This window comes from Nocardiopsis sp. CNZ308 (assembly GCF_004217075.1).
Genome location: NZ_SHKJ01000001.1, coordinates 2,650,204 through 2,676,617, shown reverse-complemented (window position 1 = coordinate 2,676,617; position 26,414 = coordinate 2,650,204). Strand labels below are relative to the sequence as shown.

The 26,414-nt window shown below is 69.6% G+C and carries 15 protein-coding genes, 3 rRNA genes and 1 pseudogene; 7 read left to right on the top strand and 12 right to left on the bottom strand.

Annotation, left to right across the window (positions count from 1 at the left end; genetic code table 11):
• Window positions 1–100: 100 nt before the first annotated feature.
• Window positions 101–1,024, bottom strand: coding sequence for an SPFH domain-containing protein (locus tag EV372_RS11625; RefSeq protein WP_130396005.1), 924 nt, complete (start codon window positions 1,022–1,024; stop codon window positions 101–103).
• A 403-nt stretch (window positions 1,025–1,427) separates the two neighbouring features.
• A complete protein-coding gene (locus EV372_RS11620; protein ID WP_013156327.1) occupies window positions 1,428–2,213 on the bottom strand; it encodes an ABC transporter ATP-binding protein in 786 nt (261 codons plus the stop codon).
• A 56-nt stretch (window positions 2,214–2,269) separates the two neighbouring features.
• On the opposite strand from EV372_RS11620, the gene EV372_RS11615 reads away from it, so the two are divergent.
• Window positions 2,270–3,049: a hypothetical protein gene (locus EV372_RS11615; RefSeq protein WP_130396004.1), complete on the top strand. Its 780-nt coding sequence runs from the start codon at window positions 2,270–2,272 to the stop codon at window positions 3,047–3,049.
• A gap of 108 nt (window positions 3,050–3,157) precedes the next feature.
• On the opposite strand, the gene EV372_RS11610 is transcribed toward EV372_RS11615, so the two are convergent.
• Window positions 3,158–4,717 (bottom strand): serine hydrolase domain-containing protein, encoded by a 1,560-nt coding sequence (locus EV372_RS11610; RefSeq protein WP_130396003.1) that lies wholly within the window; start codon window positions 4,715–4,717, stop codon window positions 3,158–3,160.
• Between the two features lie 368 nt (window positions 4,718–5,085).
• Here EV372_RS11610 and EV372_RS11605 point away from each other — a divergent pair, with 368 nt between their 5' ends.
• Window positions 5,086–5,739 carry a DUF1707 SHOCT-like domain-containing protein gene (locus EV372_RS11605; protein WP_130396002.1) on the top strand — a complete coding sequence of 218 codons (654 nt, stop codon included), beginning with the start codon at window positions 5,086–5,088 and terminating at the stop codon, window positions 5,737–5,739.
• 101 nt (window positions 5,740–5,840) lie between these two features.
• Entirely contained in the window at window positions 5,841–7,100 is a 1,260-nt protein-coding gene (gene serB / locus EV372_RS11600; protein ID WP_130396001.1) for a phosphoserine phosphatase SerB, read from the top strand.
• 284 nt (window positions 7,101–7,384) lie between these two features.
• Here serB and rrf read toward each other — a convergent pair.
• From rrf to acs, 9 genes and pseudogenes are all read right to left on the bottom strand, one after another.
• Window positions 7,385–7,500: ribosomal RNA gene (rrf, locus tag EV372_RS11590) — 5S ribosomal RNA — on the bottom strand.
• 107 nt (window positions 7,501–7,607) lie between these two features.
• Window positions 7,608–10,704 (bottom strand): 23S ribosomal RNA (locus EV372_RS11585).
• 332 nt (window positions 10,705–11,036) lie between these two features.
• Window positions 11,037–12,569, bottom strand: a 16S ribosomal RNA gene (locus EV372_RS11580).
• Together the 16S, 23S and 5S rRNA genes form the textbook arrangement of a ribosomal RNA operon.
• Window positions 12,570–13,141: 572 nt before the next feature.
• Window positions 13,142–13,615: a SixA phosphatase family protein gene (locus EV372_RS11575; protein WP_130395999.1), complete on the bottom strand. Its 474-nt coding sequence runs from the start codon at window positions 13,613–13,615 to the stop codon at window positions 13,142–13,144.
• 200 nt (window positions 13,616–13,815) lie between these two features.
• Window positions 13,816–16,236, bottom strand: a complete 2,421-nt coding sequence (locus tag EV372_RS11570) for a sodium-translocating pyrophosphatase (RefSeq protein ID WP_130398882.1) — start codon at window positions 16,234–16,236, stop codon at window positions 13,816–13,818.
• Window positions 16,237–16,843: 607 nt separating this feature from the next.
• Window positions 16,844–17,377 carry a DUF309 domain-containing protein gene (locus EV372_RS29415; protein WP_253797570.1) on the bottom strand — a complete coding sequence of 178 codons (534 nt, stop codon included), beginning with the start codon at window positions 17,375–17,377 and terminating at the stop codon, window positions 16,844–16,846.
• A 96-nt stretch (window positions 17,378–17,473) separates the two neighbouring features.
• Window positions 17,474–18,223, bottom strand: a pseudogene (locus EV372_RS29410) (alpha/beta fold hydrolase); the annotation flags it as partial.
• 114 nt (window positions 18,224–18,337) lie between these two features.
• Window positions 18,338–18,814, bottom strand: a complete 477-nt coding sequence (locus EV372_RS11560; RefSeq protein ID WP_130398880.1) for a phage holin family protein — start codon at window positions 18,812–18,814, stop codon at window positions 18,338–18,340.
• A gap of 238 nt (window positions 18,815–19,052) precedes the next feature.
• Window positions 19,053–21,023, bottom strand: a complete 1,971-nt coding sequence (gene acs / locus EV372_RS11555; RefSeq protein ID WP_130395998.1) for an acetate--CoA ligase — start codon at window positions 21,021–21,023, stop codon at window positions 19,053–19,055.
• A 242-nt stretch (window positions 21,024–21,265) separates the two neighbouring features.
• Between acs and EV372_RS11550 the strand changes: the two genes are divergently transcribed.
• The 4 genes from EV372_RS11550 to EV372_RS11535 all read left to right on the top strand — a co-directional run bounded on the left by EV372_RS11550 (window position 21,266) and on the right by EV372_RS11535 (window position 26,300).
• The gene (locus tag EV372_RS11550; RefSeq protein ID WP_130395997.1) at window positions 21,266–22,078 is read left to right on the top strand and encodes a Fic family protein; all 813 of its coding nucleotides are present in this window, start codon (window positions 21,266–21,268) and stop codon (window positions 22,076–22,078) included.
• 1,062 nt (window positions 22,079–23,140) lie between these two features.
• Window positions 23,141–24,487 carry a septum site-determining protein Ssd gene (gene ssd, locus EV372_RS11545; RefSeq protein ID WP_130395996.1) on the top strand — a complete coding sequence of 449 codons (1,347 nt, stop codon included), beginning with the start codon at window positions 23,141–23,143 and terminating at the stop codon, window positions 24,485–24,487.
• The gene (locus tag EV372_RS11540) at window positions 24,484–25,635 is read left to right on the top strand and encodes a TadA family conjugal transfer-associated ATPase (RefSeq protein ID WP_130395995.1); all 1,152 of its coding nucleotides are present in this window, start codon (window positions 24,484–24,486) and stop codon (window positions 25,633–25,635) included. Before ssd ends, EV372_RS11540 begins: the two co-directional genes overlap by 4 nt.
• Window positions 25,620–26,300 (top strand): type II secretion system F family protein, encoded by a 681-nt coding sequence (locus EV372_RS11535; RefSeq protein ID WP_130395994.1) that lies wholly within the window; start codon window positions 25,620–25,622, stop codon window positions 26,298–26,300. Before EV372_RS11540 ends, EV372_RS11535 begins: the two co-directional genes overlap by 16 nt.
• Window positions 26,301–26,414: the final 114 nt, after the last annotated feature.

The following is a 26,414-nucleotide window of genomic DNA, read 5'->3' as shown; positions in this document are numbered from 1 at the left end:
TCCGACCCTCAGCCGGCCGGTCCGACGCCGCGGAACCGGTTCGCGGGGCGGGCCCCGCCGCGCGGGACGCGCACCCGGACGGCCGGGCGGCGGAGCCGGGTCAGGGGGCCCGGACCACGTCGTCGCGCAGCCGGTCGAACGCGGCGCTGACCCCCTTGAGGGCCTGGCCCATCTCGGCCGGGACGACCCACACCTTGTTGGCGTCGCCCCGGGCGATCTCCGGGAGCTTCTGGAGGTAGTGGTAGGCCAGCACGTCCGGATCGACCCGGCTGGTGTGCAGGGCCTTGAACACCATGTGGATGGCGTCGGCCTCACCGCGGGCCCGGGTGGTCTGGGCCTCGGCGTCGGCCTTGGAGGTGAGCGCCTGTGCCTCGGCCGCGCCCCTGGCCCGCAGCACCGCGGCCGAGCGCTCACCCTCGGCGCGCAGGACCGCGGACTGCTTCTCGCCCTCGGCGCTGAGCAACTGGGCGCGCTTCTCGCGGTCGGCGCGCATCTGCATCTCCATCGCCTCCTGCACGGAGGACGGCGGCTCGATGCCCTTGAGCTCGATGCGGCTGATCTCGATGCCCCAGTCGCTGGTGGCCTCGTCCAGCACGGCCTTCAGCTCGCGGTTGATCGCGTCCCGGGAGGTGAGCGTCCCCTCCAGGTTCATGCCGCCGATGACGTTGCGCAGCGTGGCCAGGGTCAGCTGCTCGACGGCCTGGATGAAGTTGGCCACCTCGTAGGTGGCCCGGTAGGCGTCCACGACCCTGATGTAGACCGCCGAGTCGACCTCGACCGCGAGGTTGTCCTCCGTGATGGCCGACTGCGGTGGGAAGCTCACGACCTGGACGCGGCGGTCGATGCGTTCGCGCACGTGGTCCACACCGGGGACGACGATGTTGAAACCCGAGCTCAACGTCCGGTGGAACTTACCGAAACGCTCGACGACGTCCTCCATCGAGTGCGGAACGATACGCACGCTCCGCCAGAAGACGAGCAGAAGAACCGCGACGAAAAGCGCCACGATGATGATCATGGTCATGGGGCCGCCCCGGTTTCCGGACGGAGGACGTCATTCGGTATCGGCATCTGGGCAGCTCCGGATCTCCAGACGGGGGTGACAGGCGGGCACGGACCGCACCCGGCGGCCCCGCCCACCCGAAGATCATAAAGCGCGCCGAAATGAAGCGATCCGCTCACCGTCCGCTGACGCTACCCCATATGTGCCGGGGCGACCACATCCGGACAGAAACACTGTTTATGGTCAATACATTTGCTCCGTTAATGCAATCCAATAAGAGGGATTCTGACGTCGGAGGCTCATGCGTACGGACGGAACACCTGCCCGGACGGCCGGGTGTCCGCACGCCCGGACCCCGGGGCGGGGCATCCGCCCGGACGGACTCCGGCGCACCCGTACCGCCAGCCCCCGGCGTCCCGGACCCTCAGACGGCCCGGGCGCTCCAGCGCTCGCCGTCCCTCTCCACCTTCAGCGCGAGCCCGAAGGTCTCCGACAGGTGGTCCGCGGTCAGGACCCCGTCGATCGGACCGGCCTGCACCACCGAGCCCCCGCGCAGCAGCAGGGCGTGCGTGGTCCCGGCGGGGATCTCCTCCACGTGGTGGGACACCACCACCAGCGCGGGCGCGGCCTCGTTGCGGGCCAGGCTCCCCAGACGGCGCACCAGGTCCTCACGGCCGCCCAGGTCCAGCCCGGCGGCGGGCTCGTCCAGGAGCAGCAGCTCCGGGTCGGACATCAGCGCGCGGGCGATGAGCACGCGCTTGCGCTCGCCCTCGGAGAGGGTGTGGAACCGGCGGTCGGCCAGGTCGGCGACGCCCCAGTGGCCCAGCAGGGCGCGGGCCCGGCCGTAGTCCGGGTTCCCGTACTCCTCGCGGAAGCGGCCCACGTAGCCGTAGGCGGCGCTCAGCACGATGTCGAGGACCTCGGTGCCCTCCTCGATCCGCGACGCCACCGAGGCGCCCGCGTAGCCGATGAGCGGACGCAGCTCGAACACGTCCACCCGGCCCAGCCGCTCACCGAGGATCTCCACCTCGCCCGCGGTCGGATGCGTCTGGCTGTAGGCCACGTTGAGCAGCGTGGTCTTGCCCGCACCGTTGGGGCCCAGGACCACCCAGCGCTCGCCCTCCAGGACCGTCCAGTCCACCCCGTCCAGCAGATGGGCGTCGCCCCTCCGCACCGTGACCCCGCTCAGGCCCAGAACACGCCCGTCCATCGTCCTCCCTCACGTCACGTCCCACGCCGGTGCACGGGCCGCCCTACCCTGAAGCAATGCATCTCTCGTCCGCACCACTCGTCGCCTGGGGCAACGCCTGGCTGGCCGGACACGTCGGCCTCGACGAGGCCGTCGACGCCGTCGAGCGGCGCGGTGGTCCCAACCTGATCGGGACAGTACCGGCAGTGGACCTGCCCTTCGACAGCGGCGTACCGCTGCGGGCCGCACTGACACGGCTGCGCGGCCTGGGGCTGTCCGCCTTCCGGTTGGCCCTGCCCACCTGGGGCGATCCCCTCGGGCTCGTGGGCCCCAAGGAACTCAACCAGGCCGCCGTCGAGGCGCGGGAGGGGGTGCTGGTGCGGCTCGCCGACCGGCAGGTGGGCCTGGTGCCCTCCGCCGACCGGCGTGGTTCATCCTATGTGGGCGTTTCGTGGACACCGTATCCGGCGAACGACGCGCTGCCGCAGGTACCCGGCCTGGCCGAGGCGGAACAGGCGCTGAAGCTCGCCCTCATCGAGGCCGTCCAGGCCATGGAGGGCGTGGACGACGTCGCCCCGTTCGCACCGGACGTGCACCGTCGGCTGGGCGACCTGGACGGCGGCCCGCCCTCTCTGGCGCGCGGGTACCCGCCCCGGGCGCACCGGGTGGCGGAGCAGGCGGCCCGGCTGGCCGGGGTGGTGGAGCTGGCCGAGCCGTCGTCGGGACGGGGACTGACCGCCCACCAGGCCACGGCCCGCTCCGAGGGGCTGCGCAGGCTCGACGCGGCGGTGCGCAGGGCCCTGGTGGCCGCGCACGGGGCGATCGACCCGTCCGACCGGGGCGTGCCGGGGCGCTGAGCGGACCCGGGAGCGGCCGGGACGCGGGCACCGGGCCCCGGTCCGGGAACGGACGGGAAGCCGGGGACGGCCGTGCCCGTCCCCGGGCGACCGGGCGGCCCCCGCCGCTCAGCCCGACGCGCGCTCCGCTGTCCCGCCGGCACCGCCTGTCCCACGGCGCACCGACACCAGACGGACGACGCGGACCGAGGCGACCGCCGAGCAGGCCAGAGCGAGTATGACAAGGGCCACCCAGAAGGACGTGAAGAGGTAGGGCACCTGGAACCACGCCACGTCCCTGCCCCGGTAGAGCCACCCGACCACCTCGTGCAGGACCGCCAGAAGCAGCGGCGGCGCGGCGTAGGGCAGCAGGCGCGCCGCCGCGGCCCACCACGGGCGTCCCCCGCGCGCACGGGCCCAGTCACCCGCGCGCCGGACGCCGCGCCAGGCGAGCGGTACGGCGGCGGTGCCCAGGGCGAGCAGGACGGCGTCCGAGACCAGCACCACCGTGCCCGTCGGCGTAGCGGGCGCCCGCCCGGAGTCGATCAGCTCCACGAGCGCGGCGGCCAGGGCGGAGGCTCCGCTGCCCGCCGACCCGCTGTTGGCCATGACCGCCACACCGTGACCGCTCTCGGGCAGCAGCGCCTGGTGCGCGGTGGCGGTGAGCAGGTTGCCGCTGTGCTCGACCACCGGCGCCCCCGAACGGGTCTGGTCCAAAGACCACCCCAGGGCGTAGGAGCCCCCGGAGACCGGTGAGGGGGTGTGCAGGGCCTCGATCCCCTCCTCGGACAGGATCCGCTCCCCGCCGGGGCCCCGACCGCCGTTGCTGTGGGCGACGAGCCACGCGCCCATGTCCGCGGCGGTGCTGAGGACGCCGCCCGAGCCGTTGCCGAACCCGGGGGGTTCGTCCGCCGGGAACGGGAGGCCGAGCACGCTGATGTGGCCGCGCGCGCTGGGCGGAAGGTCGAGGTCGGTGTCGACGGTGGTGGTGTCGTCCATCCCCAGCGGCGAGAGGACCCGCTCGTCCAGGTGGTCGGCGAAGGACCGTCCGCCGACCACCTCGACCAGGCGGGCGGCGACCTGGAAGTTGGGGTTGTGGTACTCCCACCGCGTACCGGGTTCGGCGGCCAGACCCGCGTCGCGCAGGTCCTCGACGGACTGGCGCAGTGTGAGGGTGCTCCGGCCCCGGCTGTAGGAGGCGAACTCGGAGTCGGACATGCCGGAGGTCTGGTCGAGCAGCTGGCGGACGGTGATCCGCGCCGCGCGGGGGTCGGCCGTCGTGAACTCGGGCAGGTGCTCCCGCACCGGGTCGTCCAGGCCGAGCTCTCCCGCCTCGGCCAGCTGGAGGACCGCCAGCGCGGTGAAGGACTTGCTCACCGAGGCCACGGCCATGGGTGTGTGCTCGGTGACGGGCTCCCCGCCGGGGGTGGTGCCGTACCCCTCCGCGTGGACGACCTGCGTGCCGTGGGTCAGGACCACCGCCGCGCCGGGAAGGCCGGTGGCCTCCCGGTACTCCTCCACGAGGGCGTCGACCGCGGCGGGGGCCGGGGTCCGCAGGGGTTCGGCGGAGGCGGGGGCCGCGTGCAGGAGCAGCAGCGCGGCGGCCCCCAGGACGCTGAGGACGCGGTGTCCGCCGCGTGGCCCCGGGCGGGGGTCCGGATGCGGGCGGGCGCGTGGGTCGGGAGTCATGCGGCCACGCTAGGGAGGGCGGCGGGGCGCCCTCCATGGTGCGGGCCCCGGAACCGTCCTGGGGTCCCCGCCACCGCGGCCCTGCGGTGCGCACCACCCCGCGGTCCCGTGCCCGGCCCCGGCACGCGTCCGGCCGGACGTCGGTCCGGCCGGACGCGGAGGCGTTGAGCGGGGGCGGGGCGGGGGTTGTTCCGCGTGGGATCGCGGGCCACTCTGGAGGGGGGCGGGAACACCCTGGGACGGGGAGCGGAATTCTCGGGGTCGGGCCAGGGGCGTTACCTGATCCCGTGGAGGCGGAGAATACCGATACTGGTTGTGTGGTCGGCCGGATCCCCGGCCCCACGGAAGGAACGAGGAGACCCGTCATCATGCAGCCCGAGCACATCCGAGCCTCCGACGCGGACCGGGACAAGGTTGCCGAGCGGCTGCGCGAGGCCCTGGCCGAGGGGCGGCTGACACCAGTCGAGCACGAGGAGCGGCTGGACACCCTCTACAAGGCCAAGACCATGGGCGAGCTCGGCCCCATCGTGGAGGACCTGCCCGCACCCGGCCACGGGTACGACTACGCGTCGATGGAGCGGCGTTCCGACGCGCCCAGCGGCATGGAGATCCTGGGCAGCGAGGCGCGCGACCTGGCCGGACAGAGCAAGGGTTCGGAGAACCTGGTCGCGGTGTTCGGCGGCTGCGAGCGCAAGGGCCGCTGGCTGGTCGAGCCGCGCACGAACGTGTCCGTGCTGTGCGGCGGGGTGGAACTGGACCTGCGCGAGGCTGTGCTCAGCCAGCACGAGGTGACCGTCCAGGTCGCGGTGATCATGGGCGGCGTGGACATCGTCGTGCCCCACGGGGTCAGGGTGATCAACAACACGTCCGGGATCCTGGGCGGCGCCGATCTGCACGGAACGGACCAGGTCACCGACCCGAACGCCCCGGTCGTCCGTCTGACGGGAACCTGCATGCTGGGCGGGGTGGACGTCAAGGCCAAGGGCCCCAAGCGAAAGAAAAAGAGTCGGAAGGACAGGTGACGCACGTCGCGCCTACAGCTGTCCACATAGTGAACTAGCTGGGAAAAGGGTCGGCCCTGCGCGACGCCCCTCCGGGACGGCCGAGTACCGTGGACACCGCCATGAATGAGAAATCCACGCTGTTGGTGACGGTGACCGGCCACGACCGTCCGGGCATCAGTGCCCGTCTGCTGAGCACCCTCTCCGTCTTTCCGGTGACCATCGCCGACCTGGAACAGGTGGTCCTCGCGGGCCGCCTCGTGCTGGGCGCGGTCCTGGAGGTGGACGAGCGGGTGGCTCCCGGTGTGAGTCCCTCGCGGGTCTTCGAGGAGGTCCGCAACGCGCTCGACAAGACCGCCATCGACCTCGACATGGAGGTCGGCTACGGCAAGAGCGGCGGGAAGGACAACGGCCGTGTGAAGGCGGTCGTCCACGACCGGCTGCACGTGACCGTCCTGGCCGACCCGCTGCGTCCCGGCGCCCTGGGCGCCCTCACCTCGTGCGTCGCGCGCGCGGGCGCGAACATCGACCGGATCGAGCGGCTGTCCAGCTTCCCGGTGACCTCCGTGGAGATGGAGATCTCCGGCGGTGACGCCGACCAGCTGCGCGCCGAACTCGCCATGGAGGGGTCCACCCAGGGGGTGGACGTGGCCGTGCAGCCCAGCGGCCTGCACCGGCGGGCCAAGCACCTCATCGTCATGGACGTGGACTCCACGCTGATCCAGGGCGAGGTCATCGAGCTGCTGGCCGCGCACGCCGGATGCGCGGACGAGGTCGCCCGGGTCACCGAGGAGGCCATGCGCGGCGAGCTGGACTTCGAGGAGTCGCTGCGCCGCCGGGTGATGCTGCTGAGGGGCCTGGACGCCTCCGCCATTCCCAAGGTGTGCGAGGAGATCCAGCTGACACCGGGCGCCAGGACGCTGGTGCGCACCCTGAAGCGCCTGGGCTACGAGTGCGGGATCGTCAGCGGCGGCTTCACCCAGTTCACGGACGTGCTCGTGGAGCGCCTCGGGTTGGACTACGCCGCCGCGAACACCCTGGAGATCGTCGACGGCAAGCTCACCGGCGAACTGGTGGGGCCGATCATCGACCGCAAGGGCAAGGCGACCACCCTGGAGCGGTTCGCCGCGGAGGCCGGTGTGCCGCTGGAGCAGACCGTGGCCGTGGGCGACGGCGCGAACGACCTGGACATGCTGCAGGCGGCGGGGCTGGGCGTGGCGTTCAACGCCAAGCCGGTCGTGCGGCAGCAGGCCGACACCTCGGTGAGTGTGCCCTACCTGGACACGATCGCGTTCATCCTCGGGATCACCCGGGAGGAGATCGAGGCCGCGGACATGCGGGGCCAGATCGAGCCGGTGTCGAGTGCGGTGCTGCCCGACTGACGTCTCCGACCGGATCCCCGGAACCACCAGGCCCCGCTCCCGCACCCGGGAGCGGGGCCTTTTGTCCACAGCCTGCAAGAGGCCCTGGCACCCCCACCCCCGCACCCGGTTCACTGGAACACAGGGGGCCCACCCAAGGACCCACACCCCCACCCACCCCCACATTCACAAACGCACAAACAACCCCACAAAAAAAAAGGGGGTGAGGAAGCCTCCCCGGCAACCCCACCCCCACACAAAAAAAGAGGGGCCGCCCCAACAGGCGACCCCCCTCTCACAAAAAACCGTGGCAGCGACCTACTCTCCCACCCCACCACAGGGCAGTACCATCAGCGCAAAGAGACTTAACGACCGGGTTCGGAAAGAGACCGGGTGTGACCCTCCAGCAATAACCACCACGGAAACCACACACCACCCACCCGACTCCACCGACCCCCACAAAGGAGCAAGGAATCACAGCGAGCAGCAAGCTCCGTGAAAAGTGTGCGCGAACATCCAATTATCTGCAGCGGACAAGCCCTCGGCCTATTAGTACCGGTCAGCTCCACCCCTCACAAGGCTTCCACACCCGGCCTATCAACCCCATCGTCTATAGGGAGCCTTACCCCCTCAAGGAGGCAGGAGACCTCATCTCAAAGCAAGCTTCCCGCTTAGATGCTTTCAGCGGTTATCCCTCCCGAACGTAGCCAACCAGCCATGCCCTTGGCAGGACAACTGGCACACCAGAGGTTCGTCCGTCCCGGTCCTCTCGTACTAGGGACAGCCCTTCTCAAGTCTCCAACGCGCACAGCGGATAGGGACCGAACTGTCTCACGACGTTCTAAACCCAGCTCGCGTGCCGCTTTAATGGGCGAACAGCCCAACCCTTGGGACCAACTCCAGCCCCAGGATGCGACGAGCCGACATCGAGGTGCCAAACCATCCCGTCGATATGGACTCTTGGGGAAGATCAGCCTGTTATCCCCGGGGTACCTTTTAGCCGTTGAGCGACACCGCTTCCACACGCCGGTGCCGGATCACTAGTCCCAGCTTTCGCTCCTGCTCGACACGTCCGTCTCACAGTCAAGCTCCCTTGTGCACTTACACTCAACACCTGATTACCAACCAGGCTGAGGGAACCTTTGGGCGCCTCCGTTACTCTTTGGGAGGCAACCGCCCCAGTTAAACTACCCACCAGACACTGTCCCCGAACCGGATCACGGTCCAAAGTTAGATGCCCGAAACAGTCAGAGTGGTATTTCACCAACGCCTCCACCGCCACTAGCGTGACAGCTTCACCGGCTCCCACCTATCCTACACAAACCATCCCAAACACCAATGTCAAGCTATAGTGAAGGTCCCGGGGTCTTTCCGTCCTGCTGCGCGAAACGAGCATCTTTACTCGTAGTGCAATTTCACCGGGCCCATGGTTGAGACAGTGGGGAAGTCGTTACGCCATTCGTGCAGGTCGGAACTTACCCGACAAGGAATTTCGCTACCTTAGGATGGTTATAGTTACCACCGCCGTTTACTGGCGCTTAGATTCCCAGCTTCGCAAGGGCGAACCCCCACTAACCAGTCCTCTTAACGTTCCAGCACCGGGCAGGCGTCAGTCCGTATACAGCGTCTTACGACTTCGCACGGACCTGTGTTTTTAATAAACAGTCGCTTCCCCCCGCTATCTGCGACCCCACCCAGCTCAGGATGCAAGATCCGTCACCAGACAGGGCTCCCCTTCTCCCAAAGTTACGGGGACAATTTGCCGAGTTCCTTAACCATGGTTCACCCGAACGCCTCGGTATTCTCTACCTGACCACCTGCGTCGGTTTAGGGTACTGGCCACACACGAACTCGCTAGAGGCTTTTCTCGACAGCATGGGATCACTCACTTCACCAAAAACGGCTCGGCATCACGTCTCAGCTCATATAAGAGGCGGATTTGCCAACCTCTCAGCCTACACGCTTACCCCCGGACAACCACCGCCGGGTAGAGCTACCCTCCTGCGTCACCCCATCACTTACCTACTACAAGCTCGGTTCCCAGACCAGCTCAGAGGCAGTTCCCGAAGGAACCACCAAGAACCAGCGTGGTTAGCATCACCTGATTCAGTACTGGACGCTCGTGCACGGGTACGGGAATATCAACCCGTTATCCATCGACTACGCCTGTCGGCCTCGCCTTAGGTCCAGACTCACCCTGGGCGGATTAACCTGCCCCAGGAACCCTTAGTCAATCGGCGGCAACGTTTCTCACGTTGCTATCGCTACTCATGCCTGCATTCTCACTCGCACGCCCTCCACCACACGATCACTCGGCAGCTTCACCGGACGCACGACGCTCCCCTACCAACCCAGGAATCTAGTCCTGAGCTTCACAGCTTCGGCGGTGTGCTTTAGCCCCGCTACATTATCGGCGCAGAACCACTTGACCAGTGAGCTATTACGCACTCTTTAAAGGATGGCTGCTTCTAAGCCAACCTCCTGGTTGTCTCAGCAACTCCACAACCTTTCCCACTTAGCACACGCTTAGGGGCCTTAGCTGATGATCTGGGCTGTTTCCCTCTCGACTACGAAGCTTATCCCCCGCAGTCTCACTGCCGCGCTTCACTTGACCGGCATTCGGAGTTTGTCTGACGTCAGTAACCTTGTCGGGCCCATCAGCCAAACAGTAGCTCTACCTCCAGCAAGAAACACGCGACGCTGCACCTAAATGCATTTCGGGGAGAACCAGCTATCACGGAGTTTGATTGGCCTTTCACCCCTACCCACACCTCATCCCCCAGGTTTTCAACCCTGGTGGGTTCGGGCCTCCACGAGGTCTTACCCCCGCTTCACCCTGGACATGGGTAGATCACTCCGCTTCGGGTCCACAGCATGCGACTCCAACGCCCTATTCAGACTCGGTTTCCCTACGGCTACCCCACCCGGGTTAACCTCGCCACACACCATGACTCGCAGGCTCATTCTTCAAAAGGCACGCCATCACCAAAGACAAGCTTCAGCTCTGACGGCTTGACAGCACACGGTTTCAGGTACTATTTCACGACCCCTCACCGGGGCACTTTTCACCTTTCCCTCACGGTACTAGTGCACTATCGGTCACCAGGACGTATTTTGGCTTAGCAGGTGGTCCTGCCAGATTCACACGGACTTTCACGGGCTCCGCGCTACTCGGGAATACGTCCAACACCTAGGTTCTTCCTACACCTACGGGACTCTCACCCACTCCGGTACCGCTTCCCAACGGTTTCAGCTACAAGAACCACTCAGCGCTCTGAGTCGGCAGACCCAGACAGACGCATCCCACAACCCCGCACACGCAACGACTGCCGTCTATCACACGCCTGCGGTTTAGCCTCTTCCCCGTTCGCTCACCACTACTAGGAGAATCACTGTTGTTTACTCTTCCTGCGGGTACTGAGATGTTTCACTTCCCCGCGTCACCACCAACCACCCTATACATTCAGGTGGCGGCAACCCGACACAACTCGGGCTAGGTTTCCCCATTCGGACACCCACGGATCACAGCTCGGTTGACAGCTCCCCGTGGCCTATCGCGGCCTCCCACGTCCTTCATCGGCGCCTGGTGCCAAGGCATCCACCGTGTGCCACTATCACTTGGCCACTACAGATAATAAGATGCTCGCGCACACTATTCACAAATCAAAACACCAACCGCACACCCCGACACCACTCACACCACCAGGATCCTCGTCCTGACGACAACTGAGAGTTCTCAGAGGCGGTCCGCGGGAACCAACACCCGACCAGAACCGAAAAGGCCCCAGCCGGAGGTTGCTTCCTCAGACACCCAACAGCGCGCCCCCGGACGCTTCTAGTCGCCCGAGGTCAAGTCCGATTTGTCTTTGAGCCATCCTGGATACTGCACGCAGCACCAGGTCCACTTTCGAGTCCGGCCGGCTGTAGAAGTAATGCCGACCTGTAAAGACTCCTTAGAAAGGAGGTGATCCAGCCGCACCTTCCGGTACGGCTACCTTGTTACGACTTCGTCCCAATCGCCAGCCCCACCTTCACTCACTCCCTCCCACAAGGGGTTAGGCCGCAAGTTTCGGGTGTTGCCGACTTTCATGACGTGACGGGCGGTGTGTACAAGGCCCGGGAACGTATTCACCGCGGCGTTGCTGATCCGCGATTACTAGCGACTCCACCTTCATGGGGTCGAGTTGCAGACCCCAATCCGAACTGAGACCGGCTTTTAGGGATTCGCTCCACCTTACGGTATCGCACGCCCATTGTACCGGCCATTGTAGCATGTTTGCAGCCCAAGACATAAGGGGCATGATGACTTGACGTCATCCCCACCTTCCTCCGAGTTGACCCCGGCAGTCTCCCATGAGTCCCCACCATTACGTGCTGGCAACATGGAACAAGGGTTGCGCTCGTTGCGGGACTTAACCCAACATCTCACGACACGAGCTGACGACAGCCATGCACCACCTGTCACCCGCCAACTAAATGACCTCACATCTCTGCGAGTCCACGGGTGATGTCAAACCTTGGTAAGGTTCTTCGCGTTGCGTCGAATTAAGCAACATGCTCCGCCGCTTGTGCGGGCCCCCGTCAATTCCTTTGAGTTTTAGCCTTGCGGCCGTACTCCCCAGGCGGGGCGCTTAATGCGTTAGCTACGGCGCGGAAACCGTGGAAAGTCCCCACACCTAGCGCCCAACGTTTACGGCATGGACTACCAGGGTATCTAATCCTGTTCGCTCCCCATGCTTTCGCTCCTCAGCGTCAGGTAAGGCCCAGAGACCCGCCTTCGCCACCGGTGTTCCTCCTGATATCTGCGCATTTCACCGCTACACCAGGAATTCCAGTCTCCCCTACCTACCTCTAGCATGCCCGTATCCACTGCAGAACCGGAGTTAAGCCCCGGTCTTTCACAGCAGACGCGACACGCCGCCTACGAGCTCTTTACGCCCAATAATTCCGGACAACGCTCGGACCCTACGTATTACCGCGGCTGCTGGCACGTAGTTAGCCGGTCCTTATTCCCCACCTACCGTCAACCTCCAGAGAACTGGAAGCCTGCGTTGGTGGTAAAAGAGGTTTACAACCCGAAGGCCGTCATCCCCCACGCGGCGTCGCTGCGTCAGGCTTTCGCCCATTGCGCAATATTCCCCACTGCTGCCTCCCGCAGGAGTCTGGGCCGTGTCTCAGTCCCAGTGTGGCCGGTCGCCCTCTCAGGCCGGCTACCCGTAATCGCCTTGGTAGGCCGTTACCCCACCAACAAGCTGATAGGCCGCGAGCCCATCCCTGACCGAAAAACTTTCCACCCTCCACCATGAGGTGGCGGGTCGTATCCGGTATTAGACGGCGTTTCCACCGCTTATCCCAGAGTCAGGGGCAGGTTGCTCACGTGTTACTCACCCGTTCGCCGCTCGTGTACCCCGAAGGGCCTTACCGCTCGACTTGCATGTGTTAAGCACGCCGCCAGCGTTCGTCCTGAGCCAGGATCAAACTCTCCATAAAGGTCACTCAACCCGACCCGACCGTGAAGGTCTGGGCGGGTAAACCTAGAAGTAATCCTGACCAACCGGGTTACCCCGGCTAATCAAAGGAACCTCCGCACACGAACCGTGATGGTTCTGTGTGACGGGGCCAAAACAAACATGGCTTAAAGAAAATCAAACACGCGCTGTTGAGTTCTCAAGAAACAACCGCTCTTCGCTTACAAGCTGCTGTGAGCTTTTCCGCCGAAGGCGTTGTGCGTTTCCGCTTTGTTGTGTCTTTACTTTATCAGGTGTTCCGCACCCCGCCAAATCGGCGGTTTGGGGTGTTTCTGATCGGGGTAAAGCCCGTTTCCTGTTCCGCTTCCGTGTTTCCTTGGAAGCGCCCTCCGAGCCTACCCGAACCGAAGCAGTGCTCGGAACAGTGATTCGGAGGAAGAAGGGGTATCCGGCACGCCCGCGAAAAATCGCGTTCGTTTCGCTCGGAAGGGTGTCGCAGCCCCTCGCGGCCCTGGGCCGTTCGGTGGCGACTCGGAGTACATTACCCGCGGTCCGGGGGTCTGGCAACTCGAAGTTTGCGTGTCGTGGGTCACACTAGTTCAGCAGTGTGCCGGAACCGGTCCCCGGGGCGGCGTAGAGCCACTCCACCTCCAGCTCGACGGCCGCGACCGTGGCCGGTGGATAGGCGACCGGGTTCCCCAGGAAGGCACCGGCCAGCTGGGCCACCGTCGGGTTGTGCCCGACGACCAGGACCGTCCCCGCGTCGGGGTCCACCTGGTTCACCAGCTCCAGGAGTGTGTCCACCCCAGCCGAGTACGCCGCCTCGGAGTAGTCCACCTCCGGACGGACCCCCGGTTCCATGGCCCCGAGCACACCGTCCAGCGTCTGCCGCGTCCGCCGGGCCGCGGAGCAGATGACGTGGTCGGGCACGTACCCCCGCTCGGCGAGCAGGCGGCCGACCGCCTCGGCCTGGCTCCGGCCCCGGTCGGTGAGACCGCGCTCGAAGTCCTCGAACCCGTTCTCGGCCTGGGCGTGCCGCATCAGCAGCAGCCTCCGCGCGCCGCTCACGGGGAGACCACCGTCGCGACGACGGAGAGGGCCACGATGAACGCCACCATGACACCCACGATGACGAACAGTCCCTTCATCCCGGACACCGGGAACCACCCCTTCGCTCGCTCGGCTGTGTTCCCAGGTTAGGCCCCGCCCCGACACGGGCGCGGCCGCCCGGGGGCTGCCCGGGCGGCCGCGGAGGTCGGTGCTCCCTCCTACTTCCCCTCTCCTGCGCGGGCCTCCTCCTTGCGGTCGTCGGCGCCGTCCGCGGTGTCCCCGCCGACACCGCCGTCCCCGGCGGGGGAGACCTCACCCTTCGGCGAGGCTCCGCCTCCGGTCTCCGGGGCGCCCTTGGGCGCGGACCGGCCGCCGGTCTCGGCGAGGTCGGTCTCGGTGCCTCCCCCTCGGCGCTTGGACCACAGGATCGCGCCGACGAGCACGGCGACGGCCGCCACCGCGATCCCCGCCCGCAGGACGACGTTGTCGGCGTAGATCACCACGCTGGGCGCCACGATCAGGGCGACGAGGTTCATCACCTTGAGCAGGGGGTTGATGGCGGGACCCGCGGTGTCCTTGAAGGGGTCGCCGACCGTGTCGCCGATGACCGTGGCGGCGTGGGCCTCCGAGCCCTTGCCGCCGTGGTGGCCGTCCTCGACGAGCTTCTTTGCGTTGTCCCAGGCCCCGCCCGAGTTGGACAGGAAGACGGCCATGAGCACGCCCGCGGCGATGGCGCCGCCCAGGAACGCGCCCAGCGGGGCGTAGCCGAGGGCGAAGCCGACCGCGATCGGCGCGAGGACGGCCAGCAGGCCCGGGGTGACCAGCTCCCGCAGCGAGTCCTTGGTGCAGATGTCGACCACGCGCGCGTACTCGGGCTTCTCCGTGCCGTCCATGATCCCCGGGCGGGTGCGGAACTGGTCGCGCACCTCCATGACCACGCGGCCCGCCGCCCGGCCGACCGCCATGATGGCGAGCCCGGAGAAGAAGAACACCACGCTGGCGCCGATGATGACGCCGACGAGCACGTCGGGCTGGTCCAGTGAGAGCGAGAACGCCTCGTCGGCGTCGCCGAGCTGGGCCTGCACGGAGGTGCGGAAGGCGCCGAAGAGCGCGGTCGCGGCCAGGACCGCGGTCGCGATCGCGATGCCCTTGGTGATGGCCTTGGTGGTGTTGCCGACGGCGTCGAGCCCGGTGAGGATCTCCGCGCCCGGGCCCTCCACGTCGCCGGACATCTCCGCGATGCCCTGGGCGTTGTCGGAGACGGGGCCGAAGGTGTCCATCGCCACGATGATGCCGACGGTGGTGAGCAGTCCGGTTCCGGCGAGGGCGACGGCGAACAGGCTCAGGGTGATGGAGCCGCCGCCGAGCAGGAAGGCGGCGTAGACGGCTCCGGCGATGAGGAGGGCGGAGTAGACGGCCGACTCCAGGCCGACGGAGATGCCGGAGAGGATGACGGTCGCCGCGCCGGTCTCGGAGCTGTCGCCGATCTCGCGGACGGGGCGCCGGTCGGTCTCGGTGAAGTAGCCGGTGAGCAGCTGGATGGCGGCGGCGAGCACGAGGCCGATGAGGACCGCCACGACCGCGAGGATCCTCGGGTCCGGGTTGGTCCCGGCCTCCTCGATCTCGGCCAGGACCTGCGGGCTGACGCCGGAGAGCTGGTCGAAGCTGGAGGGCAGGTACCAGAAGGCGGTGCCGACGACGAGCACGGCGGAGATCGCCGCGGAGATGAAGAACCCGCGGTTGATCGCCGACATCGCCGTCTTGTCCTTGGCGCGGGGGGCGACCAGGAAGATGCCGACGATGGCGGTGAGCACGCCGATCATGGGGACGAGGAGCGGGAACACCAGTCCCTCGGTGCCGAAGGCGACGCGGCCGAGGATCAGCGAGGCGACGAGCACGACCGCGTAGGACTCGAACAGGTCCGCGGCCATGCCGGCGCAGTCACCCACGTTGTCGCCGACGTTGTCGGCGATGGTGGCGGCGTTGCGGGGGTCGTCCTCGGGGATGCCCTGCTCGACCTTGCCGACGAGGTCGGCGCCGACGTCGGCGGCCTTGGTGAAGATGCCGCCGCCCACGCGCATGAACATGGCGAGGAGGGCCGCGCCGAAGCCGAAGCCCTCCAGGACGATGGGGGCGTCGCCCCGGTAGAGGAGGACGACGACGGCCGCGCCGAACAGGCCGAGGCCGACGGTGATCATGCCCGCCACTCCGCCGGTGCGGAAGGCGATGCGCATGGCGGTGCGGTTGGAGGCTTCGTCACCGCCCCGGGCGGCCGCGGCGACCCGGACGTTGCCGCGCACGGCGAGCCACATGCCGATGAATCCGGTCGCCGCCGACAGCAGGGCGCCGAGGGCGAAGAAGACCGACCGGCCGATCGCGATGGCCCACGAGTCGGCGGGGAGCAGGAGCAGCAGGAGCGGGATTAGGACGACGAAGACCGCGAGGGTGCGGAACTGTCGTTTGAGGTAGGCCGCCGCTCCTTCCTGCACCGCGAGCGCGATGCCGCGCATTCGCTCTGTGCCCTGCCCTGCGGCGAGGACCTCACGTACCAGCACGCCCGCGACGGCGAGTGCCAGAAGGGCCACCACCATGACGATGATGACGAGGGTGAAGTCGGTGCCTGCCAGTGATAGGGCCATGCCGCCTTCAGCGGCGAGGTTGAGCCCAGACAATCCGTCCTCCTTGAGACGGGCACGACCTTTTCGGCCCCGTCCACGGGAGAACGCGCGGAACGGCTCGCCCTGTGGGCGCCGGTCCTCGCGGTCGTGGACGTACCGCCGTCCGGAAGGAGCCTGAGCTGGCCCGACGGCACGCTTGGCGGGGTCGAAGCGGTGCCACCTTTGGTTGTGGTGCGTACCGCCCGTGCCGCGTGTTCACGGGCGGTGATCCGGGGAGTCTACGCACGGCGACAAAGAAAGGTGAGAGCCGAACCCGCCATTCCTCAAGAAAATCCGAAGATGTGATCTTCCGGTGATCTCAGAAAAAGGATAAATGCCTTTTTCGGTGATATGCAGCTTACATAACATCTCATAATGCCGTAATGCGATGTTAACGCTAAAGCGTGCATAAGCCCACAAAAAGGGAATCAGCCCCGCAGGTCACACAGACCTCACTGGTCACAGGAGGTGCTGGTGCCACGGGGCCTTCCGCGGGGTCCGCCACCGGTCCGCGGCGGGAGTCGCGGACGCGTGCGCCGGCGACCGAAGAACACCTGCCGCGTCGGCCGGAGGACACGCTGCTCGGCGGCTACCGGCCGAGCAGGCGCATCCCCGAAGGGTCGATCCCGTCGCCCGGGCGGGCGCGCCCGGCGTCGAGGTCGTCGGCCAGGGCGCGGGCGAACGCCGCCACCCCCGCCACGTCCACCCCGTGGGGGGCGTCCGGTCCGAACGGCTCCACGCGGTCCGCGCCCCGCCTCAGCAGACGTGCCGCGCCGACCATGTTGCCGCGCTGCGCGTGGGTGACCCCCACGGCCGTCTGGGCGAGGCCGCGCCACAGTTCCCGCTCGGGGTCGGGCGCGGACTTCCACACGGCTTCGAGGACTTCGTGGGCGGTGAAAGCGTATCCCTGGTCGAGCAGCCTCTGGGCCTCGTCCAGACCTTCCTCCGCGGAGAACTCGGCGTCGTCGGGGACCCGCTCCACCTCGCCCCGGCTCCCGTGCGGCATCGGGCGCCCGTACCGGTCCCGGGGGCGCTGGTTCTGCGCCTGCCCGGTCTCGTTGCGGTCCCGCCCGCCTCCGCGGCCCCCGGACTCCCGGTGCCCGTCCGCGGTCTCCGTCGCCATCAGTGCCTCACCGCCGTTCCCCCTCGCCTGCGAGGACTCCGTCCGCCTCACCGCCGAGACCTCCGCGAGCCACTCGACGAGCGCGCGGGAGACCTCCTCCGGTCGTTCCTCGTGCGGGAAGTGTCCCGCGCCGTGGACCTGCCTCCAACGGTAGGGCCCCGTCACCGCGCCCCGTGAGGCGCGTGCCGGTCCGGGCGGGCACACCGGGTCGAGGGTCCCGTGGAGCTGGAGGACGGGGACGCGCACGGGAGCACGGCGCATCCGCGCGTTGTAGCGGAGTCCGTCCGCGCGCCACCGCGACCGGAAGATCCAGCGGTGGCTCTCCAGGGAGCAGTGGGAGACCTTGGGGATGGCGAAGGCGCGGCGGTAGCGCTCCTCGGCCTCGGTGTCGGACCAGCCGGGGCCCGACCACGCCCGGAGCAGGTCGCCCACGCGTTCGCACCCGTCGCTCAGGAGCCGGTGCTCGGGGAGGACCGGCAGCTGTGCCCGGAGCATGTGGCGGACGCCGGGACCGCCGGAGGCCAGGACGCGGGCCGCGCGCAGCGGGTGCGGCGACGACACCGCGGCCAGGGCGCGCACGGTGCCGGGGTGGTAGGCGGTCATCGTCCAGGCGACGAGGCCGCCCAGGCCGTGCCCGACCACGGCCGCGTCCCGTGAGCCGAGGGCGCGGACCAGTCCGGCGGCGTCCTGGGCGAGGGTGACGAGGTCGTAGCCGCGCGGGGTCTTGTCGCTGGCGCCGTAGCCGCGCAGGTCCGCGGCGACCGCGCGGTAACCGGCGTCGGCGAGCGCGGTCAGCTGGGCACGCCAGGCCCACCAGAACTGGGGGAAGCCGTGGAGGAGGAGCACCAGAGGCCCGTCACCGGCCTCGGCGACGTGGAACCGGGCCCCCGCCGCGCTGACGGTCCTGTGGGTCCAGGGGCCGTCGACGTAGGCGGCCGAGTCGTCCAACAACGCGAGGGCCTACCGGGCCGCGGGAGCGGACGCCTCGGCGGTCTCGACGGCGTTCGAGGGCGGGCGGATGTCGCCGCGCAGGATGCCGGCCAGGCGCGAGGTGGTCAGCGCGGTGCGCTGGAGGCCCTCCCGCTTGCGCAGGGTGGCGAGCGCGTACAAACCGACGGCCGCGGCGAGCAGCAGGTAGACGAGGGTGACGATGCCGAAGCTGGCCCAGCCGGGGAGCCCGGCGACCTCGTACAGGACGAAGGCCACGGTCACCGAGAGGAGGATGACGAAGATGTGGGCGAGGACCCCGACCACGGCGAAACCGGCCACGCCCTTGCCGATCTTGGCCGCGTCGGCCTTGGCCTCCAGCTTGGCCAGCTTGATCTCCAGGCTGACCAGACGGGAGATGTTGCCCGTGGCGTCTGAGACCAGTTCGCTGATCGAACGGTCGGTGTCCCTGGTGGCGCCAGGTCCACCGGTACCCGGCTTCTCCGCCATCGTGGAGGTTCCCTTCTCTCGGTCCGAACGCACGGATGATCCTCCGCATCCTCGCACATACCCCGTCTCGGACGTCTCTCACGGCACGCACAACGGCGCCGCCGCCTTCGGTCACACGGGCGGCGGGCGCGGGTCCCCGAACCGGGGAACGCGGGGGGAGAGGGGAGACAGCGAACGGCGCCCCGGACCGGGGCGCCGTTCACCGGTGGACGAGGGGCCCGGCGCGGGGCCCCTCGGCTCAGTCCTCCCGCTTGGCGGAGGGCAGCTGCTTGGCGATGACCTCCATGATCGAGGAGTCGGTGAGCGTGGAGGTGTCGCCGACGGCCCGGTTCTCGGCGATGTCGCGCAGCAGGCGCCGCATGATCTTGCCCGAGCGGGTCTTGGGCAGCTCGGGCACCGCCAGGAGGCGGGCGGGCTTGGCGATCGGGCCGAGCGAGGTGCCGACGTGGTTGCGCAGCTCCTGGACCAGGTCCTCGGGGACCTCCTCCTCACCGCCGCGCAGGATCACGAAGCCGACGATGGCCTGGCCGGTGACCTTGTCGGTGGCGCCGACGACCGCGGCCTCCGCCACGCGCGGGTGGGAGACCAGCGCGGACTCGACCTCGGTGGTGGAGATGTTGTGGCCGGAGACGAGCATGACGTCGTCCACGCGGCCCAGCAGCCACAGGTCGCCGTCGGCGTCCTTCTTGGCGCCGTCACCGGGGAAGTACAGGCCCTCGAAGCGCGACCAGTAGGTGTCCTTGTAGCGCTGGGGGTCGCCCCAGATCCCGCGGAGCATGGACGGCCACGGCTCGCGGATGACGATGAAGCCGCCCTCGCCGTCGGGGACGGACTCGCCCTGCTCGTCCACGACGTCGGCGACGATGCCGGGGATGGCCCGCATGGCCGCGCCCGGCTTGCCGGAGGTCACGCCCGGCAGGGGGCTGACCATGACGGCGCCGGTCTCGGTCTGCCACCAGGTGTCCACGACCGGCGTGCGGTCGCCGCCGATGTTCTTGCGGTACCAGACGTAGGCCTCGGGGTTGATGGGCTCGCCCACCGAGCCGATGACGCGCAGGCTGGACAGGTCGAACTTGGCGGGGATGTCGTCCCCCCACTTCATGAAGGTGCGGATCGCCGTGGGGGCCATGTAGGCGATGGTGACCTTGTACTTCTCGATGATCTCCCAGAAGCGGCCCCTGTGCGGGGTGTCCGGGGTGCCCTCGTACAGGACGGTGGTGGCCGCGTTGGCGAGCGGGCCGTAGACGATGTAGGAGTGGCCGGTGACCCAGCCGATGTCGGCGGCGCACCAGTAGACGTCGGTCTCGGGCTTGAGGTCGAAGACCGCCCAGTGGGTGTAGGCGACCTGGGTGAGGTAGCCGCCGGTGGTGTGCAGGATGCCCTTGGGCTTGGCCGTGGTGCCGCTGGTGTACATGATGTACAGCGGGTCCTCGGCGTCGTGCGCCTCGGGCGTGTGCTCGGTGCTCTGGGACTCCACGACGTCGTGCCACCACACGTCGCGGTCGGTCCACTCGACGTCCTGGCCGGTGCGGCGGACGACGAGGACGTTCTCGACCGCGGGGCGGTCGGCGACGGCGGCGTCCACGGCGGGCTTGAGGGCGCTGGCCTTGCCGCGGCGGTAGCCGCCGTCGGCGGTGACCACGAGCTTGGCCTGGCTGTCGTCGAGGCGCTGGCCCAGGGCGTCCACGGAGAAGCCGCCGAACACGACCATGTGGACGGCGCCGAGCCGGGCGCAGGCGAGCATGGCCACGACGGTCTCGGGGATCATCGGCATGTAGATGGCGACGCGGTCGCCCTTGCGCACACCGAGTCCGGTCATGGCGTTGGCCGCCTGGGAGACCAGGTCCTTGAGCTCGGCGTAGGTGATGGTGCGGGTGTCGCCGGGCTCGCCCTCCCAGTGGTAGGCGACCCGGTCGCCGAGGCCGTTGGCCACGTGCCGGTCCACGCAGTTCACGGAGGCGTTGATCCTCCCGCCGACGAACCACTTGGCGAAGGGCGGGTTCCACTCCAGGGCGGTGTCCCAGGGCTGTTCCCACTGGAGCCTGCGGGCCTGCTCCTCCCAGAAGCCGAGACGGTCCTCGTCGGCCCTGGCGTAGGCGTCGGCCTTGACGTTGGCGTCGGCGGCGAGCGCCTCCGGGGGAGGGAAGCTGCGCGTCTCGTGGAGAAGGTTGGACAGTGTCTCCTGGCTCGCGGGAGTGCTGTCGGCCACTGTGATTCTCCTTACGTAGGCTGGTTCACACCCAATTAATCATGTCGTGCGATACCCCGTGAACAGGCGGGGTGGCGTCCAGCGGCGGGGAAGGCCGGGCGCGCGACGAACGGGCGGCGAACGGTCGCCCCGCCGCGACGAGCGGTCGCGGGGACCGGTTCGCGCGCTGCCGTCGGCGCGGACCGCCGACCCGGCCCGCCGGTGTGGGCCTCCCGGGTTACCGGCGCGTAGTGTTGTTTTCCGTGAGCGAACCGACTTCTTCCCCCGTGTCCGACCCGCTGGCCCGGATCGCCGAGCTGCCCGGTGTGGCCGACGCGGTCGCCGAGACACGGACCCTGGTCGACCGCCTGTTGGGCCACCGCGTGCTGCGCCGCCGCAGCAGCGACGTGTCCATGGAGTCCGCGCTGCGCGGCGCGGTCGCGTCGGCGGCGCTGGAGGGCGCCGAGGTCTCGATGGAGGAGATCCGCGAGGGGCACGTGTACGACACGCGCGTCAAGGGCGCGCTGCGGGTGTCCGGAGAGCTGGGGAGCCTGGTGGACACCTGGCCGAGGGCGCCGCGCCAGGCCCTGGCCCGGCTGCACACGCTGGCCGCGGCGGACGCGGTGTCCGCGGACGCGCTGGGCCGCCCCCGCAGGGCCGGGGAACGCGTCGAGGACCCCCTGGGGCTGGGTCCGGCCCCGGCCCCGGAGGCGGCGATGGCTCGGCTGGAGGGTCTGTACTCGCTGCTGGGCGCGCGCACGTCGGTCCCCGCGCTGGTGATGTCGGCCCTGGTGCACGGGGAGCTGATGGCGGTCCGGCCGTTCGGGTGGGGCGACGGCCTGGTGGCGCGCGCGGCCGAGCGGTTGACGCTGGTGGAGCGGGGCCTGGACCCCAAGTCGCTGGTGCCCTCCGAGCTCGGTCACCGGACGCTGCGGGACGAGTACGGGCCGGCGCTGCGCGGCTACATGGGCGGCACCCCGGAGGGCGTCGCCGAGTGGGTGGCCTACTGCTGCCGCGCGGTCCGCGCGGGGGCGCAGGACTCGCTGGCCACCTGTGAGGCCCTCAAGCGCGGCTGAGCGCGGGGCGCCGGTTTCCGGGCCGGACGCCTCGGAGACGCCCGGGGGAGCGCGGGGCCCACGGACGGACCGGAGGCCTCGGCGGTACGCGGGGTTGTGCGAGGCGCACGGAGAAGCCGGGAAAGGGCAACAACTTTTGACGGTCGGCAACTGTGCGCGACCGAAATGTTGAACACTAATCGTTTATTTACCGACCGGTAGGTTCAGGAAGAGTATCGGTTCGATCACGCTTGCCGGTTCCACAAGGGGGCGGGGGTGGCACGGCCCTTGCGTGCGCACAGGACGAACGGCGCCCCGTCCTGTCTCCCGGGGCGCCGCCTCCGACACGTTCCGCCGGGTTAGCAGGCGTCCATTTCCCTAGTCTGACCAGGCAGGACATCAGCCTGTCCGATCTAGACGGGCCTCACGGGGCCAAGTGGCGCGTGGGTTCCCGGTTGTCGTGTCGGGGTGGTTCTCAGCCACCGACTGCTTTCTTTCTACGCCGATGTTCCGGCGACGAAAAGGCGGTTGACCCGAATTTTTGCCCTTGATTCCAGAACCGATACGGAACTCTCCGTGGTAACGTCTGTCCCGTCGTTCCCAAGAGGGCGGGCCGCCCGCTTCGCGCCTCCGCCGTACGCGCCCCATTTCGCGTTCCGGTGGTATCCCTCTTCGCCGAATGACGTCCGTGTGCCTTCCGGTGGTCGCGAGAGCACGTCTCTTCGCCGACCCTCACCAGAGAGCGGACCCGGTCCTCACCCCCCCGGGACCGGCAACCCCGCGTGGCGGCCTTCTCCCCCTGTGAAGGCGAGTCCCCGCGTCCGCTCATCTCGCCTGTCGGGCGGGGGTGCGTATCCGCCCCCGTATACGCATCCCGCCCGCCAGGTGAGCCGGACCGCGCACGAACCCGCCGACCCCGGCTGATCCGGGCCGCCGACGCACCGGGTCGCCCACCTGCGCGGCTCCCGGCCTCCCCGCGCTGTTCCGAACCCCGCCGACGTTGTCCACAGCTTCGCATCGGGGCTTTCGCCGTCGTGCCCGGTCGGCGAAGGTCGAGGAAAGCCCCTCGACCCGGGAGGTCCCATGGACGCCCAGCACCGGCCCCTGCTCGCGACCGCCGACCCCCTCCTCCTCGACGACCTCCTCAGGCTGGCCGCCGCCGCCTCCACCGAGGTCACCGTCGCACACACGCTCGACCGGGCACTGAACCTGTGGCCGCGCGCCCCGCTCGTCGTGGTCGGCACCGACCTGCGCGCGCTCCTGCGGGCCGCCGACCCTCCGCCGGGCCGCCACGTGGTCGTGACCCGGGATCCCCGGGAGGCCGCCGCCGGCGGGGGCCCGCCGGAGGAGGGGGACGCGCCGCCGGTCGCCGCGGTGCCCCGGCCGCGCGTCCCCCCGGAGCGGTACCGACCGGGCGCCCACGCGCAGGGCTCCCCTCCGGGCGCTCCCGCGGGGCGCTCCTCTCCGGACGCCCCAGCGGAGGCGTACCGGCCGAGCCCCGCCGCGGAGCACCCGACCTCGGACATGCGCGTGGCCGGACACCGGCCGGGCCTTCCCGTGGAGGCCCCGGCTTCGGACGTCGCCCGGGAGGGATCCCCGCGGGGGTTCCGGGAGGCACGCGTGCTCCTGCTGCCCAGGGACGAGGCGCTGCTGGTCGACCTGCTCGCGAGGGCCTCCTCCCCCGGGCGGGCTCCGGCGCCCACGGTGTCGGTGGTCGGCGGCCGGGGCGGTGCCGGGGCCAGCCTGCTCGCGGTGGCCCTCGCCCTGGCCGGTGAGCGCGCCGGACGCTCCACCGCCCTGCTGGACGCCGACCCGTTCGGGTGCGGCCCCGACGTCTACCTCGGATGCGACCGGGCCCCCTCCCCCGCTCCCGAGCGGTGGACCGGCTGGGGCGACCTGCTGCGCAGGCGCGGCCGGGTGCGCTGGCGCGACCTGCGCGCCGGACTGCCGGGGACGTCCCGGGTGTCGGTGCTGACCTGGACGCGCGGCCGGGAGCCGACCGGCCCCCTGCCGGTGGGTGCCGTGCGCGCGGTCCTGTCCTCGGCCAGGGACGGCACCGACCTGGTGGTGGCCGACCTGCCGCGCTCCTTCGACCCGGCCACCACCGTGTTCCTGAACCGATCCGACCTGGTGCTGCTGGTCGTCCCGGCGGACGTGCCCTCGGTGGTGGCGGCGACCAGGACGGTCGCCCGGCTGCGCGAGGAGACGCGGACCGTGCGGCTGGTGGTGCGCGGCGCCCGGGGCGAACTGAGCGCGGACGTGGTGTCCAGGGCCCTGAAGGTGGACCTGGGCGCGGACCTGCCGTCCGAGCCGGGGCTGGCCCGGTCGCTGGCCGCGGGGGACGTGCCCGCCCGCCATCCCCGTTCGCCCCTGGCCCGGTTCGCCGACCGGGTCGTCGCGGGCCTGCCCGCGCTGGAGGAGGTCCGGTGAGCCCCCTGGTGGAGGCCGTGCGCAACCGCCTGGTGGCGTCCGGGGTGCCGGTGAGCCCGTCGAGCGTCGCGGCGGCGCTGCGCGCCGAGGGAGGTCTGCTGGGCGACACCGAGGTGCTGTCCATGACCCGCCGTCTGGCCGCCGACCTGTCCGGGGCGGGGCCGCTGGAGGAGCTCATGACGTCGGGGGTCACCGACATCCTCGTCAACGGTCCCGACGAGGTGTGGGTGGACGACGGCGGAGGCCTGCGCCGGGCCGGGGTGCGCTTCGAGTCGGCGGACGCGGTGCGCCGACTGGCCCAGCGGCTGGCGGCGCAGGCGGGGAGACGGTTGGACGCGGCCGTGCCCTACGTGGACGCACGGCTTCCCAGCGGCGCGCGGCTGCACGCGGTGCTGCCGCCGGTGGCGCCCGCCGGGGCGTGCGTGTCGCTGCGGCTGCCGCCCCGGCGGGTGTTCACCCTGGAGCGGTTGTCCCGGCGGGGGACGGTCACCCCGTGCGGGGTCGCGCTGCTGCGGTCCCTGGTGGCCTCGCGGGCGCCGTTCCTGGTCAGCGGGGGCACCGGCACGGGCAAGACCACCCTGCTGTCGTGCCTGCTCTCCCTGGTGGACCCGGGGGAGCGGATCGTCCTGGCCGAGGACTCCCCCGAGCTGCGGCCCGAACATCCGCACGTGGTCCGTCTCCAGACCCGTCCGCCCAACATCGAGGGCAGCGGCGAGGTGTCGCTGGAGGCCCTGGTCCGACAGGCGCTGCGGATGCGTCCGGACCGGCTGGTGGTCGGCGAGGCTCGCGGGCCGGAGATCGTGTCCTTGCTGGGCGCCCTGAACACCGGGCACGAGGGCGGCGCGGGGACCCTGCACGCCAACGGCGCGGGCGACGTGCCCGCCCGGGTGGAGGCGCTGGGGTGCGCGGCCGGACTGGACCGGGCCGCCGTGCACAGCCAGCTGGCCGCCACCAGGGTCATGATCGTGCACCTGGTCCGGGACTCCGGCGGTCGGCGCCTGGCCGAGCTGCGGGTGCTCAGACGCGGTTCGGACGGGCTGGTGGACGCGGTGCCGGCGGTGTCCTTCGGTCCCGACGGCAGCCGCCGGGAGCACGCCGGGGCGGACGAGGTGGCCGCCCGGCTGGGCGGGGGGTGGCGCCGGTGGTGACCGCACTGGCGGCCTGCTCGGGAGGCCTGGTGCTGCTGTGCCTGGTCCCCGGGGAGCGGCGCAGCCGGTTGGCGTCCCTCCTTCCCCGGCCCCGGCGGCCGGTGGCGCGGTCCGTGGACTGGCGGGCGCTGGCGGCCCGTGCCGGTGAGGGCGCCCTGCGCCGCGCCGCGGTGGTGGTGCTGTGCCGGGTGCTGGCCGCCGAACTGCGCGCCGGGCAGCCGCCGGAGGAGGCCCTGCGGATCTCCGCCGCCGAGGCGGGCCCGCTGGTGGGCGCCCTGACCGACGCGGCGTCGTTGCGCCGCGAGGCCGAGCGCGAACCGGACCTGTGGGCACTGGCCTACCTGGCGGTGTGCTGGGAGGTGGCCGCGGACACCGGGGCGGGTCTGGCCGAGGTGGTGGACGCCCTGGCCGCGAACCTCACCGAGCAGGAGGAGCAGCGCACGGAGGCCGCCGCGCGCACCACCGGTCCGCGCACCACCGCGATCGTGCTGGCCGCCCTTCCCGCCGTCGGACTGCTGTTGTCCTCGGGCCTGGGCGGATCGCCGCTGGTGTTCCTGTTCACCACGCCGCTGGGGTTGGCCTGCCTGGTGGGCGGGGCGGCCCTGGACGCTCTCGGGACCTGGTGGACGCTGCGCATGGTGCGTTCGGCGACCTCCTTTCCCTGACAGGACCCGGGCAACGGGACTCGGACGGCGGGCCCCGTCCGGGGAACCGCCCGGAGAGCCGTCCGGGCACCTCGGTCGGGAATCCGGCCCGGGATTCGGGCCCAGGGCCCGGGC

What these genes read in the sequence shown, in the direction of transcription:
- EV372_RS11625 (WP_130396005.1), bottom strand. Translation starts at nt 1,024, where the DNA reads ATGACCATGATCATCATCGTGGCGCTTTTCGTCGCGGTTCTTCTGCTC.
- EV372_RS11620 (WP_013156327.1), bottom strand. Translation starts at nt 2,213, where the DNA reads ATGGACGGGCGTGTTCTGGGCCTGAGCGGGGTCACGGTGCGGAGGGGC.
- EV372_RS11615 (WP_130396004.1), top strand. Translation starts at nt 2,270, where the DNA reads ATGCATCTCTCGTCCGCACCACTCGTCGCCTGGGGCAACGCCTGGCTG.
- EV372_RS11610 (WP_130396003.1), bottom strand. Translation starts at nt 4,717, where the DNA reads ATGACTCCCGACCCACGCGCCCGCCCGCATCCGGACCCCCGCCCGGGG.
- EV372_RS11605 (WP_130396002.1), top strand. Translation starts at nt 5,086, where the DNA reads ATGCAGCCCGAGCACATCCGAGCCTCCGACGCGGACCGGGACAAGGTT.
- serB (WP_130396001.1), top strand. Translation starts at nt 5,841, where the DNA reads ATGAATGAGAAATCCACGCTGTTGGTGACGGTGACCGGCCACGACCGT.
- EV372_RS11570 (WP_130398882.1), bottom strand. Translation starts at nt 16,236, where the DNA reads ATGGCCCTATCACTGGCAGGCACCGACTTCACCCTCGTCATCATCGTC.
- EV372_RS29415 (WP_253797570.1), bottom strand. Translation starts at nt 17,377, where the DNA reads ATGGCGACGGAGACCGCGGACGGGCACCGGGAGTCCGGGGGCCGCGGA.
- EV372_RS11560 (WP_130398880.1), bottom strand. Translation starts at nt 18,814, where the DNA reads ATGGCGGAGAAGCCGGGTACCGGTGGACCTGGCGCCACCAGGGACACC.
- ssd (WP_130395996.1), top strand. Translation starts at nt 23,141, where the DNA reads ATGGACGCCCAGCACCGGCCCCTGCTCGCGACCGCCGACCCCCTCCTC.